Origin of the sequence: Solimonas aquatica (genome assembly GCF_900111015.1) — a bacterium.
GTDB lineage: Bacteria > Pseudomonadota > Gammaproteobacteria > Nevskiales > Nevskiaceae > Solimonas > Solimonas aquatica.
In genome coordinates, this window is sequence record NZ_FOFS01000014.1 from 114,909 (window position 1) to 134,974 (window position 20,066).

Annotated in this window: 14 protein-coding genes; 9 read left to right on the top strand and 5 right to left on the bottom strand. The window is 65.9% G+C overall.

Annotated elements, in window-relative coordinates:
* Complete coding sequence (locus BMY12_RS17065) at positions 1 to 771, top strand: vitamin B12-dependent ribonucleotide reductase (RefSeq protein ID WP_093288933.1); 771 nt, start codon at positions 1 to 3, stop codon at positions 769 to 771.
* An 85-nt stretch (positions 772 to 856) separates the two neighbouring features.
* Entirely contained in the window at positions 857 to 2,614 is a 1,758-nt protein-coding gene (locus tag BMY12_RS17070) for a DUF885 domain-containing protein (protein WP_093288934.1), read from the top strand.
* Positions 2,615 to 2,711: 97 nt separating this feature from the next.
* On the opposite strand, the gene ppnP is transcribed toward BMY12_RS17070, so the two are convergent.
* The 4 genes from ppnP to BMY12_RS17090 form a co-directional block, all read right to left on the bottom strand.
* The gene (gene ppnP, locus BMY12_RS17075) at positions 2,712 to 3,026 is read right to left on the bottom strand and encodes a pyrimidine/purine nucleoside phosphorylase (RefSeq protein WP_093288936.1); all 315 of its coding nucleotides are present in this window, start codon (positions 3,024 to 3,026) and stop codon (positions 2,712 to 2,714) included.
* A 6-nt stretch (positions 3,027 to 3,032) separates the two neighbouring features.
* Entirely contained in the window at positions 3,033 to 3,206 is a 174-nt protein-coding gene (locus BMY12_RS17080) for a rubredoxin (RefSeq protein WP_093288937.1), read from the bottom strand.
* 112 nt (positions 3,207 to 3,318) lie between these two features.
* Positions 3,319 to 3,492: a rubredoxin gene (locus tag BMY12_RS17085; RefSeq protein ID WP_093288939.1), complete on the bottom strand. Its 174-nt coding sequence runs from the start codon at positions 3,490 to 3,492 to the stop codon at positions 3,319 to 3,321.
* A 29-nt stretch (positions 3,493 to 3,521) separates the two neighbouring features.
* Complete coding sequence (locus BMY12_RS17090) at positions 3,522 to 4,661, bottom strand: alkane 1-monooxygenase (RefSeq protein WP_093288940.1); 1,140 nt, start codon at positions 4,659 to 4,661, stop codon at positions 3,522 to 3,524.
* Between the two features lie 415 nt (positions 4,662 to 5,076).
* On the opposite strand from BMY12_RS17090, the gene metH reads away from it, so the two are divergent.
* Positions 5,077 to 8,868 (top strand): methionine synthase, encoded by a 3,792-nt coding sequence (gene metH, locus BMY12_RS17095; RefSeq protein ID WP_093288942.1) that lies wholly within the window; start codon positions 5,077 to 5,079, stop codon positions 8,866 to 8,868.
* 109 nt (positions 8,869 to 8,977) lie between these two features.
* Positions 8,978 to 10,981 carry an alpha/beta hydrolase family protein gene (locus BMY12_RS17100; RefSeq protein WP_093288943.1) on the top strand — a complete coding sequence of 668 codons (2,004 nt, stop codon included), beginning with the start codon at positions 8,978 to 8,980 and terminating at the stop codon, positions 10,979 to 10,981.
* 54 nt (positions 10,982 to 11,035) lie between these two features.
* Here BMY12_RS17100 and BMY12_RS17105 read toward each other — a convergent pair whose 3' ends face one another.
* On the bottom strand, positions 11,036 to 11,518 hold the full coding sequence (locus BMY12_RS17105) for an FKBP-type peptidyl-prolyl cis-trans isomerase (protein ID WP_093288971.1): 483 nt from the start codon (positions 11,516 to 11,518) through the stop codon (positions 11,036 to 11,038).
* Positions 11,519 to 11,821: 303 nt separating this feature from the next.
* Here BMY12_RS17105 and BMY12_RS17110 point away from each other — a divergent pair, with 303 nt between their 5' ends.
* From BMY12_RS17110 to BMY12_RS17130, 5 genes are all read left to right on the top strand, one after another.
* Positions 11,822 to 12,904 (top strand): efflux RND transporter periplasmic adaptor subunit, encoded by a 1,083-nt coding sequence (locus BMY12_RS17110; protein ID WP_177189050.1) that lies wholly within the window; start codon positions 11,822 to 11,824, stop codon positions 12,902 to 12,904.
* The gene (locus BMY12_RS17115; protein WP_093288946.1) at positions 12,901 to 16,119 is read left to right on the top strand and encodes an efflux RND transporter permease subunit; all 3,219 of its coding nucleotides are present in this window, start codon (positions 12,901 to 12,903) and stop codon (positions 16,117 to 16,119) included. The genes BMY12_RS17110 and BMY12_RS17115 overlap by 4 nt, the downstream gene beginning before the upstream one ends.
* Positions 16,116 to 19,163, top strand: a complete 3,048-nt coding sequence (locus tag BMY12_RS17120) for an efflux RND transporter permease subunit (RefSeq protein WP_093288948.1) — start codon at positions 16,116 to 16,118, stop codon at positions 19,161 to 19,163. Before BMY12_RS17115 ends, BMY12_RS17120 begins: the two co-directional genes overlap by 4 nt.
* A gap of 242 nt (positions 19,164 to 19,405) precedes the next feature.
* A complete protein-coding gene (locus BMY12_RS17125) occupies positions 19,406 to 19,732 on the top strand; it encodes a hypothetical protein (RefSeq protein WP_143068991.1) in 327 nt (108 codons plus the stop codon).
* Between the two features lie 40 nt (positions 19,733 to 19,772).
* On the top strand, positions 19,773 to 20,048 hold the full coding sequence (locus tag BMY12_RS17130; protein WP_093288972.1) for a DUF167 domain-containing protein: 276 nt from the start codon (positions 19,773 to 19,775) through the stop codon (positions 20,046 to 20,048).
* The last annotated feature ends 18 nt before the right edge of the window (positions 20,049 to 20,066 follow it).

The following is a 20,066-nucleotide window of genomic DNA, read 5'->3' on the forward strand; positions in this document are numbered from 1 at the left end:
ATGAGCGAGAAAAAGAAGATCACGCGCATCAAGCAGAAAATCGTCGGCTGGTCGACGCAGCCGGCGGCGCCCAGCGCCAATGATGCGGCGCCGGAGCGCGACCCGCGTTATCTTCGCATCGAAAAGCGCGAGGACGGCAGCTGGGAATCGCTCACCACCAAGATCACGCTCACCTCTTCAACCGGGCCGAAGACCATCTACTTCGTGATCGGTTTCGGCGTGGTCTGCGGCCGCGTGCAGGACGAGAACGTGTGCATCGAACGGCCGCTGGAATTCTTCGTGCCGGCCGGGCAGACCGCCGCCGAGCATCAATGGGTCTCGGCCACCATGCGCACCTTGTCGCTGTCGGCGCGCGGCGGCTTTCTGGCCAAGGCCCTGGCCGATCTGCGCAAGGTGTCCTGGGATCGCGGCCCGGTGTGGTTCGGCAAGAACAAGGCCGGCAAGGGGTTGGTGCACGACTCCGAAGTCGCGGCCATCGCCTGGGCCATGCAGCAGGAGTTGCGCAAGCGCGGTTATCTGGACGAGCAGGGCCAGGAGAAGCCGCTGGCGGAACTGGCCGCACAGTACGCACGGCTGCGCGAGTATCGCGAAGCCCTGCCGCTGGACAACCCCGGCGCCGCGACCCTGAGCCTGCCGCTGATCGAGACCCCGCCGCCGCGCAGCGCGCTGCCGGTGCTGGGCCTGTGTCCCGATCCGGAATGCCGCGGCGAGATGGTGATGAAGGACGGCTGTCCCACCTGCCTGGATTGCGGGTATTCCAAATGCGGATGAGCGGCTGAGGATTTTTGCGGCTTGGGCAGGCGCAGCGGCTCGCATAAGATCGTCGGCTTCAGCCCTTCGTTCCGGAGTCCTGCGCATGTTTTCAGCCCGCACCGCAGCCAGCATCGCGCTGTGCTTTCTGGTGATCGCCTGCAGCAGTGCGCCGGTGCCGCCTCCGATCAAGGAGTCGCTCGCAGTGGCGCCGCCGCCGAGCGAGGTCTACGACAATCCTGACTGGTCGGCGCATCTGAAGGGCTTCATCGAGGACTACTTCCATTACGAGCCGGCGGGCGCGGCGATGCAGGGCCGCCATGAGTACGATGGTCAGCTGCCGGACTGGAGCGCCGAGGGTCTCAGGAAAAAGCTGGACTGGCTGCAGGCGCAGCGCGCCATCAGCAGCGATTTCCGTGAATTCGATCTGTCGCCGCGCCAGCGCTTCGAACGTGAATACCTGCTCGCGCGCATCGACACCGAGCTGTTCTGGCAGCGCGAGGCCGAAGGGCCTTATCGCAACCCTGCCTACTACACCGGCAGCCTGGAGCCGGCGATGTATCTGTCGCGCCCCTACGCGCCGCTGGAACAGCGCATGAAGGCCTACATCGCCTACGCGCGCGCGGTGCCGCGCGCGGCGGCGCAGATCCGCGCCAATCTGCGCTCGCCGCTGCCCAGGACCTTCGTGCAGCTGGGCATCAATGGCTTCGGCGGCTTTCCGGATTTTTATCGCAAGGATGTGCCCAAGGTCTTTGCGGCAGTGAAGGACCCGCAGCTGCAGAAGGAACTGCGCGCCGCCAACGAAGAGGCCGCCAAGGCCATGCAGGAGCTGGCGAACTGGCTCAAGACCCAGCAGGCCACGGCCAACGACAACTTCGCGCTGGGCTACGAACGCTTCGCCAACATGCTGTACATGACCGAGCGCGTGAGCACGCCGCTGAGTCAGCTGCGCGCGATTGCGCAGGCCGATCTGAATCGCAATCTCGAAGCCCTGGCCAAGGCCTGCGCGCAGTTTGCGCCGGGCGCCAGCCTGGCCGAGTGCACCGCCAAGGAGGCCGCCGACAAGCCGCAGGGCGGCGCCGTGGAGGGCGCGCGTGCGCAGCTGACCGGGCTCAAGCAGTTCCTGCTCGACAAGCAGCTGGTGACCATTCCCGGCGAGGAGCAGGCCCTGGTGGCCGAGGCGCCGCCGTATCAGCGCTGGAACTTCGCCTACATCGACATCGCCGGCCCTTACGACAAGGGCATGCCCTCGGTCTACAACATCGCGCCGCCGGACCCGAGCTGGCCCAAGGCCGAGCAGCTGGCCTATGTGCCGGGCAAGGCCTCGCTGCTGTTCACCTCCGTGCACGAAGTCTGGCCCGGCCACTTCCTGCAGTTCCTGCATGCCAACCGCTCACCGTTTTTGTTCGGACAGATTTTCGTGGGCTATGCCTACGCCGAGGGCTGGGCGCATTACACCGAAGAGATGATGTGGGACGCGGGCCTGGGCGATGGCGATCCGCAGACGCATATCGGCCAGCTGGAAGAAGCGCTGCTGCGCGATGTGCGCTTCATCTGCGCCATGGGCCTGCACACGCAGAACATGAGCGTGCAGGAATGCGAGACCCTGTTCCGGGAGAAGGCCTTTCAGGATCCGGGCAATGCGCGGCAGCAGGCGGCGCGCGGCACCTACGACCCGGCCTATCTGAACTACACGATGGGCAAGCTGATGATCATGAAGCTGCGCGCCGACTGGACCGCGACGCGCGGCGGCCGCGAGGCCTGGCGCGCTTTCCACGATCAGTTCCTGTCCTACGGCGGCCCGCCGATTCCGCTGGTGCGCCGGCAGATGCTGGGCGAGAAGGACGACGGCCGGCTGTTCTGAGGGCAGGCCGCGATTCCCTCTCCCCCATCGCTGCGCGATGAGGGAGAGGGAATTCTCCAGCGAGAGTTTTGCTTGTGATCTTGAAGCGCGGCTTCGCTTACGCGAAGTGACAGACGTAGTGCAGGGTTTCCAGCGTTTCGATATCGAAGTGCGAGTTGCCCGGCGCCTCGAAGGACTGCCCGCCCTGGTACTCGGTCCACTCGCTCTGACCGGCGAGCTTGACGCGGCAACGGCCTTCCAGCAGTTCCATCACTTCCGGCGCGCCGGTGGAAAAGCGCAGGCTGGAGGGCAGGATCACGCCCACCGACTTGCGCGTGCCGTCGGCCAGCAGCACGGTGTGACTGACGCACTTGCCGTCGAAGTAGACATTGGCCTTCTTGACGACGGAAACCTGATCGAATTGCGTGCTCATCTGCCCTTAGTCCGCCTCGACCATTTCGAAATCGCCCTTGGAGGCGCCGCAATCCGGGCAGGACCAGGTGTCCGGCACGTCGTCCCAGCGGGTGCCCGGCGCGATGCCGTCATCCGGCGCGCCCACGGCTTCGTCATAAACCCAGTCGCAAATCACACAGCGCCACTTCCGATATGGCATAGCAGTATCCCGGCCCCCGAGGCCCAAAAGTCAATAAAAAAAGGCGGCGCATCTTAGCCGATGACCGGCTTCGATGCGCCGCCAGGGCAATGGCCTCAAGCTTTTTAGGGCTTCAGGCCTCGGCGACTTCCACCATCTGGAATTCCGCCTTGGGCGCGCCGCAGTCCGGACAGGACCAGCTGTCGGGCACGTCTTCCCAGCGGGTGCCCGGGGCAATGCCGTCTTCCGGCATGCCGAGGGCTTCGTCGTATTCAAAATCACAGATCACACAGCGCCAGCGTCGCATGGGGGTGGCTCCTTTCATGGCAGAGGCGTTCAGGCGGCGGAGGTCGCCAGACGCAGGGCCGGCTTCACATTGGCGCTGCGCAGATCGCCGCGGTAATGCGCCTGCACGCGCGGATTCATCACCGCAAACCACAGCGGCGGGCAGTAGGCCAGCAGAATCATGCCGGCATAGCCATTGGGCAGCTGCGGGGAATCGTCGAAGTGACGCAGCGCCTCATAGCCGCGCAGCGGATGCGCGTGGTGGTCGGAATGGCGCTCCAGGCCGTAGAGGAAGATGTTGCTGAAGATGTGGTTGCTGTTCCAGGAATGCACGGGCTGGCAGCGCTCGTAGCGGCCGCTGGGCAGCTTCTTGCGGCACAGGCCGTAATGCTCCAGGTAGTTCACCACTTCCAGCAGGCTGAAGCCGTAGACGGCCTGGATCAGCAGGAAGGGCAGGGCCATCCAGCCCAGCCAGGCGACCAGGCCTGCGAACAGGATCGGCGTCATCACCCAGGCGTTGAGCACGTCATTGCGCCAGTGCCAGAAGCCGTGACCGCGACGCGCCATGCGCGCCTTTTCGATGGCGATGGCCGAGCGCATGCCGCCGAGGATGGTGCGCGGCAGGAAGGCGTAGAAGGATTCGCCGTAGCGCGAGGAGGCCGGATCTTCCGGCGTGGCCACGCGCACGTGATGGCCGCGGTTGTGCTCGGAGTAGAAATGACCATAGCCGGTCGGCGCCAGCGCCAGCTTGGCCAGCCACTGCTCGAAGGGATTGGTCTTGTGACCCAGCTCATGCGCCACCGCGATGGCGATGCCGGTGGTCATGCCCACGGAAATCGACAGGCCCAGGTATTCGTACCAGTGCAGGGACTGGGTGGCGGCCACCCAGGCGGCCCAGATCAGCGAGGCGTATTCCACCGGCACGGCGGCGTACACCGCCCAGCGGTAATAGCGGTCGCGCTCCAGCGCCGGCACCACGGCCTCCGGCGGATTGTTGCGGTCCTCGCCGAAAATGAAGTCCAGCGCCGGCACGCCCAGGTACACGAACAGCGGCGCGAACCACCAGAACAGGGACAGGCCGGTGGCCTGCACCAGACCGCCGCCGATCAGCGGCAGGGCCATGGCCAGGATGCCCAGGAGCCAGAGGTAGCGCTTGCGGTCGCGCCAGTTGCCGGGAAGGGATTGCTGCATGGTTCGCTCTCCAGATGTCGGGATCAGACGACGGCCGGTTAATAAACCGTACGTTCAATTCATAATTGTCCGAGCGTTCAATTGCAGGCAAGCTGCGGGTTTCCGCAATCCGGCTCAAGTCTTTGTGCGCGAGGGAAAAAAGAAAGGGCCAAGTTGGGGGAACTTGGCCCTAGAGAACCCGGAGCGGTTGGGGGAAGTCCGGGTTGGGGGAGTCGAGGAAGCGGGCTTGGGGGACCGCGCTTCCATGGAAATAAGACTACAGGCTGTCGGGAGACCAAACCGGGCATGTGGGATGCAAGGCCGGAATGGGCGGATAAACGGTAAGGTTGCCGCCCGTCCGCTGCTCAGGCATATCTGCATCCGCCTATGCGGATCAAGAGATATACTGCCGGCCCGTTTTCAGCCGGCCGCCGCCATGTCATCCGCCTCCGTAACCGAGCGACTCTCCCAGGCGCTGTCGCGCCGCATCCTGGTGCTGGATGGCGCGATGGGCACCATGATCCAGACCTACAAGCTGGGCGAGGCCGATTATCGCGGCGCGCGCTTTGCCGGCTGGCCGCGCGATCTGAAGGGCAACAACGACCTGCTGGTGCTGACGCAGCCGGACATCATCCGCGAGATTCACGGCCTGTATCTCAAGGCCGGCGCGGACCTGATCGAAACCAACACCTTCAACGCGCAGCGCATCTCGCTGGCCGATTACGGCATGGAGCCGCTGGCCTATGAGCTGAACCACGCCGCCGCGACCCTGGCGCGGCAGGCCGCCGATGCCCTGAGCACGCCGGAGCGGCCGCGCTTCGTGGCCGGTGCCATCGGCCCCACCAACCGCACCGCCTCGATCTCGCCGGACGTCAACGATCCCGGCAAGCGCAATGTCACGTACCGCGAGCTGGTCGAGGCCTATCTGGAACAGCTGCGCGGTCTGGCCGACGGCGGCGTGGATCTGCTGCTGATCGAAACCATCTTCGACACGCTCAACGCCAAGGCCGCGATCTTCGCCTGCGAGAAGCTGTTCGAGGAACGCAGCCGCCGCTGGCCGATCATCATCTCCGGCACCATCACCGATGCCTCGGGCCGCACGCTCTCCGGTCAGGTGAATGAAGCGTTCTGGAATTCCGTGCGCCACGCGCGGCCGCTGGCCGTGGGCCTGAACTGCGCGCTGGGCGGCAAGGACATGCGCCCCTACATCGCCGAGCTTTCGCGCCTGGCCGACTGTCATATCTCCTGCTATCCCAACGCCGGCCTGCCCAATGCCTTCGGCGAGTACGACGAGCGGCCCGAGGACACCGCCGCCATCATCCGCGAGTTTGCGCAGGCCGGGCTGGTGAACATCGTCGGCGGCTGCTGCGGCACCACGCCGCCGCATATCGCCGCGATTGCGCAGGCGGTGTCCGATGTCGCACCGCGCGCGCTGCCGAGCATCGCGCCGGTGACGCGCCTCGCCGGCCTGGAGCCGCTCAACCTCACCGCCGCCATCAACTTCTGCAATGTCGGCGAGCGCAGCAATGTCACCGGCTCGGCCAAGTTCCGCGAGCTGATCAAGGCCGGCGACTACGCCCCGGCCCTGGCCATCGCGCGCCAGCAGGTGGAAGCCGGCGCGCAGGTGATCGACGTGAACATGGACGAGGGCATGCTCGACGGCGTGGCCGCGATGCGCACCTTCCTGAATCTGATCGCCTCGGAGCCGGACATCGCGCGCGTGCCGATCATGATCGACTCCTCCAAGTGGGAGGTGATCGAGGCCGGCCTGCAGTGCGTGCAGGGCAAGCCCATCGTCAACTCGATCTCGATGAAGGAAGGCGAGGCCAAGTTCATCGAGCAGGCGCGGCTGTGCCAGCAGTACGGCGCGGCGGCCGTGGTGATGGCTTTCGACGAGCAGGGCCAGGCCGACACCCTGGAGCGGCGCAAGCAGATCTGCACGCGCGCCTACAGGATCCTGGTCGAGCAGCTCGGCTTTCCTGCCGAGGACATCATCTTCGACCCGAACATCTTTGCCGTGGCCACCGGCATCGAGGCGCACAACAACTATGGTGTGGACTTCATCGAGGCCACGCGCTGGATCAAGCAGAACCTGCCGCACGCCAAGGTCTCCGGCGGCGTGTCCAATGTGTCCTTCTCCTTCCGCGGCAACAATTTCGTGCGTGAGGCCATCCACTCGGTGTTCCTCTACCACGCCATCGCCGCCGGCATGGACATGGGCATCGTCAACGCCGGCGTGCTGCCGGTGTACGAGGACATCGATCCCGAACTGCGCACGCGCATCGAGGATGTGATTCTCAACCGCCGCGACGACGCCACCGAGCGCCTGATCGAGATCGCCGAGCGCTTCCGCGCCAGCAGCACGGAAAAGAAAGTCGGCGATGAGCTGGCCTGGCGCAACCTGCCGCTGCGCGAACGCATCACGCATGCCCTGGTCAAGGGCATCGATGCGCACGTCGAGCATGATGTCGAAGCGCTGCGCGCCGAGCTGGCCGCGCAGGGCCGGCGTCCGCTGGAAGTGATCGAGGGTCCGCTGATGGACGGCATGAACGTGGTCGGCGATCTGTTCGGCGCCGGCAAGATGTTTCTGCCGCAGGTGGTGAAGTCCGCGCGCGTGATGAAGAAGGCGGTGGCCTGGCTGATTCCGTACATCGAGGCGGAAAAGCAGCCCGGCGAAGTCAGCCAGCGCAACGGCCTGATCGTGATGGCCACGGTCAAGGGCGATGTCCACGACATCGGCAAGAACATCGTCGGCGTGGTGCTCCAGTGCAACAACTACGAGGTCATCGATCTGGGCGTGATGGTGCCGCCGCAGAAGATTCTCGATGCCGCGCGCGAGCACCAGGCCGACATCATCGGTCTGTCCGGCTTGATCACGCCCTCGCTGGACGAGATGGTGACGCTGGCGCGCGAGATGCAGCGCCAGGGTTTCACCGTGCCGCTGCTGATCGGTGGCGCCACCACCTCACGCGCGCACACCGCCGTGAAGATCGATCCCGCGTACGAAGGCCCGGTGGTCTGGGTCAAGGACGCCTCGCGCTCGGTGCCGGTGGCCGCCGCCCTGCTGTCGGCCGAGCAGAAGCCGAAGCTGCTGGCCGAGATCGACAAGGACTACGAGCAGATCCGCGAGCGTCATGCCAGCAAGGATCGCCAGGAAAAATTCCTGAGCCTGGAACAGGCACGCGCGCGGCGCACGCCGATCGCCTGGTCCGGCTATCGGCCGCCGCGTCCGCGCCTGCTGCTGCAGCAGGCGCGCGACGTCTGCCAGGGCCCGGCCTGCGATCATCAGCATCACTGGCACGAGACGCAGTTCGTGAAGCGCTTCGAGCGTTACCCGCTGGCCGAGCTGCGCGAGTACATCGACTGGCAGCCCTTCTTCATTGCCTGGGAGCTCAAGGGCAAGTTCCCCGAGCTGCTCAACAATCCGAAGACCTCCGAGGCCGCGCGCAAACTGTATGAAGACGCGCAGGCGATGCTGGACCGCATCATCGAGGAGCAGTGGCTCAGCGCCAATGGCGTGATCGGTCTGTTCCCGGCGCGCAGCGAGGGGGACGACATCATCGTGTACACCGATGAAAGCTACAGCCAGGAACTGAGCCGCCTGCACAATCTGCGTCAGCAGAGCGAGCATCGTGACGGCGTGCCGCAGCGCAGCCTCGCCGACTACATCGCGCCGGTGGACAGCGGCCTGCATGATTACGTCGGCGCCTTCGCGGTGACGGCGGGTCTGGGCTGCGCCGAGCGCGTGGCGGCCTTCAAGAAGGCCCATGATGACTACAGCGCGATTCTGCTGGAGTCGCTGGCAGACCGTCTGGCCGAGGCTTTCGCCGAGCGCCTGCACCAGCGCGTGCGCAAGGAATTCTGGGCTTATGCGCCGGATGAGCAGCTGGACAACGCGGATCTGATCGCCGAGCGCTACATCAGCAGCGGCGGCGGCATCCGCCCCGCGCCCGGCTATCCGGCCTGCCCCGAACACACCGAGAAGCGCACGCTCTGGCAGCTGCTGGACGTGGAACGCAACACCGGCATGCAGCTCACCGAGAGCATGGCGATGTGGCCGGCCGCGGCGGTCTCGGGCTGGTACTTCTCGCACCCCGAATCGCAGTACTTCGTGCTCGGCCGCATCAACAAGGATCAGGTCGCCGACTACGCGCGCCGCAAGAACTGGACGCTGGCGGAAGCCGAGAAATGGCTGGCGCCGAATCTGGGCTACGAGCCGGAGGACTAAAGCACGCCGCGTACCTGGCGGTGCGCGCCGGGCGACTGTGACAAGCCGCCGCTTCCAAGGGCCAGGTCGCTTGCTAAGCTAATCCCCAGCACCAAGGGGAGAACAAAAAATGCGAAAAGCCTGGCGTGGATGGTTGCTGCCGCTGCTCTGCTTGCCGGGTCTGAGCGCCGCGGCCTCGGGGTCGCCCGAGGCCGCAGACTTCGCGCGCAAACCGCAATATCTGGACGCCACCATCTCGCCGCAAGGCGATTATCTGGCCCTGCGCTATCCGGTCGATGATGTGGTGGCGGTGGGGATCGTCGACGTGAGGAACCTCAAGTCGGCCAGCACCCTGCGTTTCTCCCAGGGTCAGAACGTGGAGCGCGTCTGGTGGGTTTCGGACAAGCGCATTGCGGTGGAAATCAGCAGGCAATTTGGTCCGCTCGATCAGCCGCGCCTGACCGGTGAGATCTATGCCATGGACGCCGATGGCAGCCGCAAGCAGTACCTGTTCGGCTACCAGGGCCGCAAAGCCACCGGCACCCATATCACGGTGGACACCGCCCAGCAGGCCTGGGCCTATCTGCTCGATCCGCTGCCGGACGATCCTGATCACGCGCTCATCGCCGAGGTGCCCTGGCGCATGAGCAATAACTTCTATATTTCCAGGATGGATGTGAACACCGGGCAGAAAACCCGGGTGAGCACCATCGATGCCAGCTACTACTTCGATCTCCGGCGCATCGGCTATCCGGTGGTCGGCGACGCCCAGGGGCGGCCTCGTTATGCCCTTGGCGTGAATGCGCTGGGCGAGTCCGTAGAGCTGCGTCGCGATCCGGAAACGCAGACCTGGACGGCGGTGAAGAACTCACAGGGACACCGCAGCGGCCTGCTGGGCGTGAGCCGTGATGGCGAGCGGGTCTGGATGGCCACTGACGAGAACAGCGCCACGGTCTGCGTGCAGGCACGTGGGCTCAAGAATGACGAGCTGCAGTCGCTGAGCTGCAATCCGCGCGTCGACCTGCAGTCCATCGCGCTCTCGGACACCGATGGCCGCCCGCTGGTGGCCTTGTTCGAGGATGGGCGTCCGCAGGCAGTGGTGCTGGACGAAGCGGACACCACGGTGAAGGTGTACCGGGCACTGCAGAAGAGTTTCGCGGGGCAGCGGGTGCGCATCAGCAGCCGCACGCGCGATGGCCAGAAGATGGTGGTGGTGGTGGACAGCGACCGCAATCCCGGTGATTTCTACCTCTATGACCGCGCGACCAAGAAGGCCGAATACCTGTTCTCGGCGCGGCAATGGATCGATCCGGAGCGGATGACGCCGGTGGAGCCCATCAGCCTGCGCAGCCGCGACCAGAAAACTTTGCAGGGCTATCTGACCGCGCCGCGGGGCCTCAAGCCCGAGAAGCGGCCGATGATCATGCTGGTGCACGGTGGTCCACACGGTGTCCGCGACAACTGGGAATGGGACCCCTGGGCGCAGTATCTGGCCAGCCTGGGATACGCCGTGCTGCAGCTCAACTATCGCGGCTCCTATGGCTATGGCAGCGGCTTTCAGGCGGCCGGTTACCGCAACTGGGGCGGCAGCATGCAGGATGATTTGAGTGATGCGGCGCAATGGGCCGTGACACAGGGCATCGCCGATCCGCAGCGTATGTGCATCATGGGCGCGAGCTACGGCGGTTACTCCGCCTTGATGAGCGCGATCCGCGATCCGCAGCGGTATCGCTGCGCCATCAGCTATGCCGGTGTCTACGACCTGCTGGCCCTGCAGGAAGACTCCGACGTCACCTTCACGGCCTCCGGCCGCGCCCAGTTGCTGCGCTTCCTGGGCGACGACAAAAACCAGCTGCGGGAATTCTCCCCGCTGTATCAGCTTGATCGCCTGCAGATTCCGGTGCTGATTTCGCATGGCAGTGCCGATCAGCGCGCACCCTACAATCAGGCCAAGGCCGTGCAGGCGGCACTGGAGCGCCTGAAAAAGCCACATGTCTGGCTGCCCTATGAGGGCGAAGAGCATGGCTTTGTGCAGGAGGCCAATGAGCAGAAGTTTCTGCTGGCCGTGCGTGACTTCCTGCGCGAGAACATCGGCCCGGGGATGCCCGGCGTTGCGGCAAGCGCCGCCCCTTGAGCCAAAAAAAGGGCGCCGTGCAGGCGCCCTTTCCAACGCTGGCTTGCGACCGCGTCAGTGGTGATGACCACCCGGGCCATGCACATGGCCGTGCTGCATTTCCTCGGCGGTGGCGGCGCGCACCTCGGTGATTTCGACGTCGAAGTTCAGCACCTCGCCGGCCAGCGGGTGGTTGCCGTCGATGGTGACCATGTCGCCCAGCACCTTGGTGACCACCACGCGCATCGGGCCGTGCTGGCCCTGGGCCTGGAAGCTCATGCCCGGCTGCACGTCCTTCACGCCCTGGAAGGCGCGCTTGGGAACCTGCTGCACCAGTTCCTCGCGGCGCTCGCCGTAGCCTTCGGCCGGCTGCACCTGCACATTGAGCGAGTCGCCGGCCTGCTTGCCGACCAGGGCCTTCTCAAGTCCCGGGATGATGTTGCCGGCACCATGCAGATAGGTCAGCGGTTCGCCGCCGCGCGAGCTGTCGAGCACCTCGCCCTGGGTATTGGTGAGGGTGTAGTGCATCACGACGACGCGCTGATCTGCGATTTCCATTTGAATATCCATCTTGAAGTAAGAGGGGCCGCACAAGGCGCGCATGGTAGCAGTTTGCCGCCCTGCATTCTGGGTGAAACTCCCGATGCAACCGGGATCGGGACTGCGGCATCAAAGCCGCATCGTGTGCCGGCAAAACCGGCAGGATGCGCTGGCCGGTTTTGCCAGAACTTGGCGAGCCGCCGCGCGCGGCGCTCGAATGGCCTGAGGCATGTCGAATAAAAACAAAGGCTAAGGGCGCAGGCTGGGCTGGCATGGGTCTTGGTCTTCAAGGACCTGGCAATGGCACTTGGGAGAAGGGATTTGCGCAGAACGATTCGCGTCGTGGGCCTGCTGTCCTTGGCGCTGCTCGCGGCCTGTGGGCAGCAGAAGAAGGAAGAACAGAAAGACGAGGCCAAGGTGCCGGTGGAGATCGCGCTGGCCGCCAATGGCCTGATCGAGGCCGCGTATCGCGGCACCGCCACGCTGGAAGCCGAGGCCGAGGCCACGGTCGCCGCCAAGACCGCCGGCGTGATCGAGAAGACTCTGGTGGAGGAAGGCGAGCCGGTGCGCGCCGGACAGGTGCTGGCACGCCTGGACACCGAACGCCTGCGTTACGAGCTGGCGCGCGCCACCGCCAGCCGCGAGCAGGCCGAGCAGAATTTCCAGCGCAACGAGTCGGTGTTCCAGCGCAACATCGTCTCGCGCGAGGCCTACGACAAAACCAAGTACGAGCTGGAAACCGCGCGTGCGGCCTATGACGTCGCGGCGCTGAATCTGCGCGAGGCCGAGATCAAGGCGCCCATCGACGGTGTGATCTCGCAGCGCTACATCAAGGCCGGCAATGCCATCACCGTCGGTGCACAGGCTTTTCGCATCACGCGCCTGGATCGACTGCAGGCCGCCATCTACGTGCCGGAGCGCGACATCCACAAGCTGGCGCCGCAGCAGCGTGCCACGGTCTGGGTGGACGCCTGGCCGGAGCAGCGCTTCGGCGCGCAGCTGCTGCGCATCAGTCCGGTAGTGGACGCGCAGAGCGGCACGGTGAAGGTGACACTGCAGATGGACGCCGGCCAGCGCCAGCTCAAGCCGGGCATGTTCGCGCGCGTGGAAATCCTCTACGACCGCCGCGAGCAGGCGCTGCTGGTGCCGCGTGACGCGGTGCTGGCCGAAGACGCCGCGCAGTCCTTGTTCGTGGTCACCGGCAACCGCGCGCAACGGCGCAGCGTGCACATCGGCTACAGCGACGCGCAGCACATCGAAATCATGCAGGGCCTGAAAGCCGGTGAGCAGGTGGTGGTGACCGGGCAGGCCAATCTCAAGGACGATGCATCGGTGACCGTGGTCAATCCGCAGCCGGCGCTGCCCGCTGCGCCGACGGGTGCCAAGGCGCAGAAAACGCCATGAGCTGGATCGAGGTCTGCACGCGCCGGCCGGTGGCGATCAGCATGCTGACGCTGGCGCTGCTGCTGTTCGGCCTGGTCTCGCTGTCGCGCCTGCAGGTGAGCCTGCTGCCGGACCTTTCCTATCCACGTCTGACCATCCGCGCCGAGCTGCCGGGCGCCGCGCCCACGGAAGTGGAGACCCTGCTCTCCAAGCCCATCGAAGAAGCCCTGGGCGTGATCAAGAACGTGCGCCGCGTGTCCTCGGTGTCGCGCGCCGAGCAGTCCGACGTGACCCTGGAATTCAACTGGGGCACGACGATGGATTTCGCGGTGCTGGATGTGCGCGAAAAGCTCGATGCCCTGGAGCTGCCCAAGGACGCCAAGCGGCCCATCGTGCTGCGCTTCGATCCCAGCCAGGACCCGATCCTGCGTCTGGGCCTGGCCTTCAAGAACGCGCAGAACGCGGCGGCCAGCGAGGCGCAGCTCAAGCGCCTGCGCCGCATTGCCGAAGACCTGGTGAAGCGGCCGCTGGAAGGCGTCTCCGGCGTCGCGGCGGTGAAGATCTCCGGCGGTCTGGAAGACGAGGTGCAGGTGCAGCTGGACCTGCAGAAGCTCGCCCAGCTCAATCTCTCGGTCGATGCCGTCGCGCAGCGCCTGAAGCTGGAGAACGCCAATGTCGCGGGCGGGCGCATCGAGCAGGGCACGGCCTCTTATCTGGTGCGCACCCTGAGCCGCTTCCAGAGCGTGGAGGAAATGGCCAGCACCATCCTCAGCGAGAAGGATGGCCGCAAGATCTATCTGCGCGACGTGGCCAGCGTGCAGCGCGGCTACAAGCAGCGGCAGGCCATCATCCGCATCGACGGCGCCGAGGCGGTGCAGATCGCGGTGTATCGCGAGGGCGAGGCCAATATCGTCGATATCGCGCAGGGCGTGCGCCATCGCCTCGAACAGCTGCAGAAATCGCTGCCGGCCGATCTGCAGCTGAAAACCCTCTACGACCAGTCCATCTTCATCAAGGGCGCCACGCGCGATGTGCTGCATGCCGCGCTGGAAGGCGGCCTGCTGGCGGTGCTGGTGATTTACCTGTTCCTGCGCAATGCGCCGGTCACCGCCATCGTCTCGGCTTCGATTCCGGTCTCGGTGATCGCCACCTTCAACGTCATGTACGCCAGCGGCGTGACGCTCAACATCATGTCCCTGGGCGGCATCGCGCTGGCGGTGGGCCTGATCGTGGACGATGCCATCGTGGTGCTGGAAGCCATCTTCCGCAAGCACGAGCAGGGTCTGAGCATGGCCGAGGCGGCGGTGACCGGCACGCGGGAAGTGGCCGGCGCGGTGCTGGCGTCCACGCTCACCACCGTGGCGGTGTTCTTCCCCATGGTCTTCGTGCAGGGCATCGCCGGCCAGCTGTTCGCCGATCAGGCGCTGGTGGTCACCGCCTCGCTGCTGTTCTCGCTGCTGGTGGCGATGACCCTGATTCCGATGCTGGCCGCGCGCCTGCACAGCCGCCGCGCGCTGCCCCAGGCCGCCCCCGTGCGCGAGGACGGCGCGCGCTGGCGGCGTGGTCTGAGCCAGACGCGTTACGCGCTGCTGGAGACGCTGCCGCAGCAGTTGCTGCGCTGGCTGCTGTTCTGGCCGCTGGGTCTGCTGGCGCGTTTCTGCGGCGCACTGATGCGGCCGCTGGCCAGCGCCTGGCAGCGCGGCTATGAGCGCCTGGAAACGCGCTATCGCCAGCTGCTGGTCTGGGCCCTGGCGCATCGCGCTTTGGTGCTGGGCAGCGCGCTGCTGCTGCTGATGCTCACGGCACTGCTGCTGAGCCGCACCGGCGTGGAGCTGATTCCACCCTTCAATCAAGGTCAGTTCAGCGCCGAGCTCAAGCTCGCGCCCGGCGCGGCCCTGGAGCGCAGCGATGCCGTGCTGCGCGAGCTGGCCACGCCCTTGAAGGGCGAGGCGGCGCTGTCGGCCAATTACTCGGTGGCCGGCAGCGGTGACCGGCTCGACGCCAATGCCGAATCCGGTGGCGAGAACCAGGGCGCGCTGACCCTGGTGCTCAAGCCCGAGGCCTATGCACAGGAAGCTGCGCTGCGCGAGCGCCTGCGCGCCGCCATCGAGCCGCTGCCCGGCGTTTCGTATCGCTTCACGCGGCCCACGCTGTTCACGCTCAAGACGCCGCTGGAGGTGGAAGTCTCCGGCTACGATCTGGAGGCCCTCGCGCACGTCGCCGAAGCGATCCGCGCGCGTCTTCTGGCCGATGATCGCTACACCGAGGTGGAGACCACGCTGCTGCCGGGCCATCCGGAGGTGCAGGTGTTGTTCGATCAGGAGCGCGTCGCGGCCCTGGGCTTGCAGAGCGGTGATCTGGCGCAGCGCGTGGCCCAGGCGGTGCAGGGCGAGGTGGCCACGCGCTACCAGCTCGCCGATCGCGAGATCGATGTGCGGGTGCGCGGCGCGCCGCTGCAGCGCGGCAGCATCGAGGCGGTGGCCAATCTCATCGTCAATCCCGAAAGCGCGTATCCGGTGCGGCTGTCTTCGGTGGCGCAGGTGCGCCTGCGCTCCGGGCCTTCGGAAATCCGCCGCCTGGATCAGCAGCGCGTGATCGTGGTCTCGGCCAATCTCGCCTACGGCGATCTGGGCGCGGCCATCGCGCAGCTGCAGCGGATCATCGCCGGCATCGCCATGCCCAGCGGCGTGTCCGCCGAAGTCGCCGGACAGAGCGAGGAAATGCAGGTCTCGTTCCGCTCGCTGCAGCTGGCCTTGGCGCTGGCGGTGTTCCTGGTCTACCTGGTGATGGCCTCGCAGTTCGAATCGCTGCGTCAGCCGCTGGTGATTCTGTTCTCCATTCCGCTGGCGGCGGTCGGTGCCATCGGCGCGCTGTTCCTCACCGGCACCGAGCTCAATGTCATCGCGCTGATCGGCATGGTGATGCTGATCGGCATCGTGGTGAAGAACGGCATCATCCTGATCGATCTGGTCAACCGCCTGCGTGCGCAGGGCATGAGCCGCGAGCAGGCGCTGCTCAGTGCCGGCCCCACGCGCCTGCGGCCGATTCTGATGACCACGCTCACCGCGCTGCTGGGTCTGTTGCCCATGGCCATCGGGGGCGGGCAGGGCGCGGAGATGCGCCAGCCGCTGGCCATCACCGTGATCGGCGGCCTGTCGATCTCCACCTTGCTGACCCTGGTGGTGATTCCGGTGGTGTACACCTTGATCGACCGGCGCGAGGCGCCGCGCGCATGAGAATCACGCGGCTCTCGCTGGCGCGGCCGGTGACCACGGCGATGTTCTTCGTGTGCATGGTGGTGATCGGTGTCATCGCCAGCCAGCGCCTGCCGCTGGAGTCGCTGCCGGACATCGAGTTTCCGTTCCTGATGCTCAATGTGCCGTACCGCAATTCCACGCCGGAGGAAGTGGACCGTCACATCGCGCGGCCCATCGAGGAGTCGCTGGCCACGCTGCCGGGCATCCGCAACATGCAGTCGGATTCGCAGGCCGACGGCACCAAGATCCAGCTGCAGTTCGACTGGGGCCAGCAGGTGGCGGCGCGCGGCGCGGAGATCCGCGACAAGATCGACGCCCTGCGTAGCGAGCTGCCCAGCGATCTGGAACGGGTTTTCATCCAGCGCTTCAACGGCGCCGATCAGGCCATGCTGGTGTATCGCATCTCCGCCAGCCGCGATCTGACCAATGCCTACGACATGCTCGACCGCAATCTGGTGCGACGCCTGCAGCGCCTGCCCGGCGTCTCGCGCGTGAGTCTGTACGGTGTGCAGCGCAAGGATGTGCGCATCGCGCTCAGCGCCGAGCGCCTGGGCGCCTATCGCGTGGATCTGCGCGCGCTGGCCGAGCAGCTGCGCAAGGCCAATTTCTCGCTCAGCGCCGGCGATGTCTATGAAGGCGGCATGCGCTACTACGTCAAGGCCGAGGACCGCTTCGCGGATCTGGATGCGGTACGCAAGCTGCGCATCAACGCCCAGGGTCTGCGCCTGGGCGATATCGCCGAAATCCGCTACGGCCTGCCGCCGCTGACCGAGCGCCGGCATCTGAACCAGCGCAATGCCATCGGCCTGGACGTGTACAAGGAGACCGGCGCCAATCTGGTGGAAGTGGGCGAGCGCGTGAAGGCGGAAGTGGAGCGCGTGCGCCAGCTGCCGGAGATGCAGGGCATCGCGCTGGTGATGTTCAACGACGCCGCCGAGGACGTGAAGCGTTCGCTCTCGGAACTGATCGAGGCGGGCTTGCTGGGCGCGCTGTTTTCACTGGCGGTGCTGTATGTGTTTCTGCGCGACTGGAAGATGACCCTGATCGTGACATTGGCGGTGCCGCTGTCGCTGCTGATGACCCTGGGCGTGATGTACTTCCTGGGCTACTCGCTCAACATCCTGACCCTGATGGGCCTGATGCTGTCGATCGGCATGCTGGTGGACAACGCGGTGGTGGTCACCGAGTCGATCTTCCAGGAGCGCAGCCACGACAGTCAGGCCGCCGAGGCCACGCTGCGCGGCGTGAGCAAGGTGGGTCTGGCCGTGGTGCTGGGCACCGCCGCCACCGCCATCGTGTTTCTGCCCAACATCTTCGGCGTGCAGAACGAGATTTCGGTGTTTCTCTCGCATGTGGCGATCACCATCTGCGTCTCGCTGGCGGCCTCGCTGCTGGTGGCGGTGACGCTGATCCCGCAGCTCACCACACGCCTGCCCGGCAGCGCCGGCAGCGGCGCGCCCTGGATGCAGCGCTTGAGCGCGCGTTATGCGCAGCTGCTGGGCTGGTCGTTGCACCATCGCGGCCTGATGCTGCTGTTCACGCTGCTGGTGGTGTTCAGCGTGGCGCTGCCGGCCAGCCGCGTGAAGATGGATTTCTTCCCGCAGGGCGGTGCCACGCGTCTGGTGCTGGGCTGGCACTTCAACAATGTCTACCGGCTCGACAAGGTGGAAGAGTCGGTGAACCGGCTGGAGAATTTCTTCCAGGAAAATCGCGAGCGTTTCGAGCTGGAATCCTTCTACACCTACTTCACCATCAACAACGCGCAGACCGTGCTGTATCTGCACAAGGATCCCAAGCTGCGCCACAAGAACGCCGAGCAGATTGCGGAGGAGGTGCGCAGCAGCATGCCCAAGCTCGCGATTGGCGAGGTGAACTTCGATCTGGAACGCAGCGGCGGTGAAGGCCTCGCCGTGAACATCTGGGGCGAGACCACGGAAGGCCTGCGGCCCCTGGCGCGGCAGGCCGAGCAGGTGCTGCGCAGCGTGCCGGGGCTCACCGATGTGCGCCTGGAAGCCGGCGCCACCGATCGCGAGTTGCGCGTGCAGGTGGATCGCGAGCGTGCGCGTCTCTACGGCCTGTCCAGCAGCCAGATCGCCGAGACCATTTCCGGTGCCATGCGCGGCACTCCGCTCAAGCCCTATCGCAGCCGCAGCGGTGAATCCGAGCTGGTGCTGGAACTGCGCGCCGAGGATCGCACCGATATCGATGCGCTGCGCGCGCTGCCGCTGCAGGCCGGCGATGGCCGCGCCCTGCGTCTGGACGCGGTGGCGCAGATCGGCATCGCGCAGACCCCCGGCGGCATTCATCGCGAAGACCGCCACACCGCGCTGAAGGTCCGCTTCGGTACCGCCAAGGGCGTCACCGCCGAGGACGCCCGCAAGCGCGTGAGCGCGGTGCTGGATGCCCTGCAATATCCGCCGGGCTACGGCTGGAGTTACGGTCAGGCTTTCGACGAGGACCAGCAGGGCCTGCAGTCCATGCTGATCAATATGCTGCTGGCCCTGGCCTGCATCTATCTGGTGATGGCGGCGCTGTTCGAGTCGGTGCTGGCGCCCAGCGCCATCATCACCGGCATCCTGTTTTCCTTCGTCGGCGTGTTCTGGTTCTTCTTCCTCACCGGCACCACCTTCTCGTTCATGGCCATCATCGGCATGCTGGTGCTGATGGGTATCGTGGTGAACAACGGCATCGTGCTGATCGACCATGTGCAGCAGCTGCGCGAGGCGGGCCTGAGCCGGGAGGCGGCGCTGATCCAGGGCTCGCGTGACCGCCTGCGGCCCATCCTCATGACCGCCTGCACCACGATTCTGGGCATGCTGCCCCTGGCACTGTCGCAGACCGCCGTGGGCAGCGACGGCCCGCCCTACTTCCCCATGGCCCGCGCCATCATCGGCGGCCTGGCCTTTGCCACCGTGGTGAGCCTTCTGGTCTTGCCGACCCTGTACCTGATGATCGAAGATGTCGGCTACTGGGGATTGCGTACTGCACGCCGAGCACGAGGCGAGACGCTCAAAAGGACTTAGGGTCTGTTCGCCTTCCCTTTGCGCACTGCGACGGAGACGGTTTTGGCGCAGGGCAAGGCGGCAGGCGCGCCGCTTGGTGATTCCAAGCAAGCGACTGCCAACGCCCGCCCTGCGCGATTTCCGACAGCAACGCAGCGCGAAAGGGAAGGTGAACAGACCCCGGAGCCGCAGGCGCATGGGAAGGCCGGAGACACACCGCATAAGCGGGGAGGAGCCGGCGCGGGGCAACGGAGAAAAGGCTAATGGCCACTGTGACGTATCGTGGCGGCATCGCGTCGGCGATGTCGGTCATGTTGATGTTGAGCATTCTGATCGGAGCGCTGCCGGGCGTCGGCACGCTCACCGCCGGTGTGGTGGGCGGTCGCATGGCCGGCAGCACACGCGAGGCGGTGCTGGCCAGTTTTGCGCCGGCGCTGTTTCTCGCCGCCATGTTCACTGCGCTGGTGGGGCTGCTCTCGGGCATGCCGCTGATCGGCGCGCTCGCCGAACTGGGCAGTCTGGCCCTGGTCTCGGTGCAGGTGGGCGGGCTGCTGCTCGGCGCCTTGATCGGCGGACTGCTGAATCACTAAGAGCTGAGGCGCGCGTGTGCCGCCACGGTTGGAGTCGGCAGTGGCCAGCGTGCGTCTGCAGGTGAAGGTGAGCCCCAAGGCCGCGCGCGATGCGCTGCTGGGCTGGCATGAAGCGCAGCTCAAGCTCAGCGTCACCGCCGTGCCGGAACGCGGCAAGGCCAATGCGGCCGTGCGTGAGCTGCTGGCGGACTTGCTGCGCATTCCCAAATCGCGCATCACCCTGCTGCGCGGCGACACCAGCAGTCAGAAGCTGTTCGAGATCGAAGGCCTGGACGAGGCCGAGCTGCGTCGGCGCATCGACGCCCAGACCAAATGAACGCGGCGCCTTGCGGCG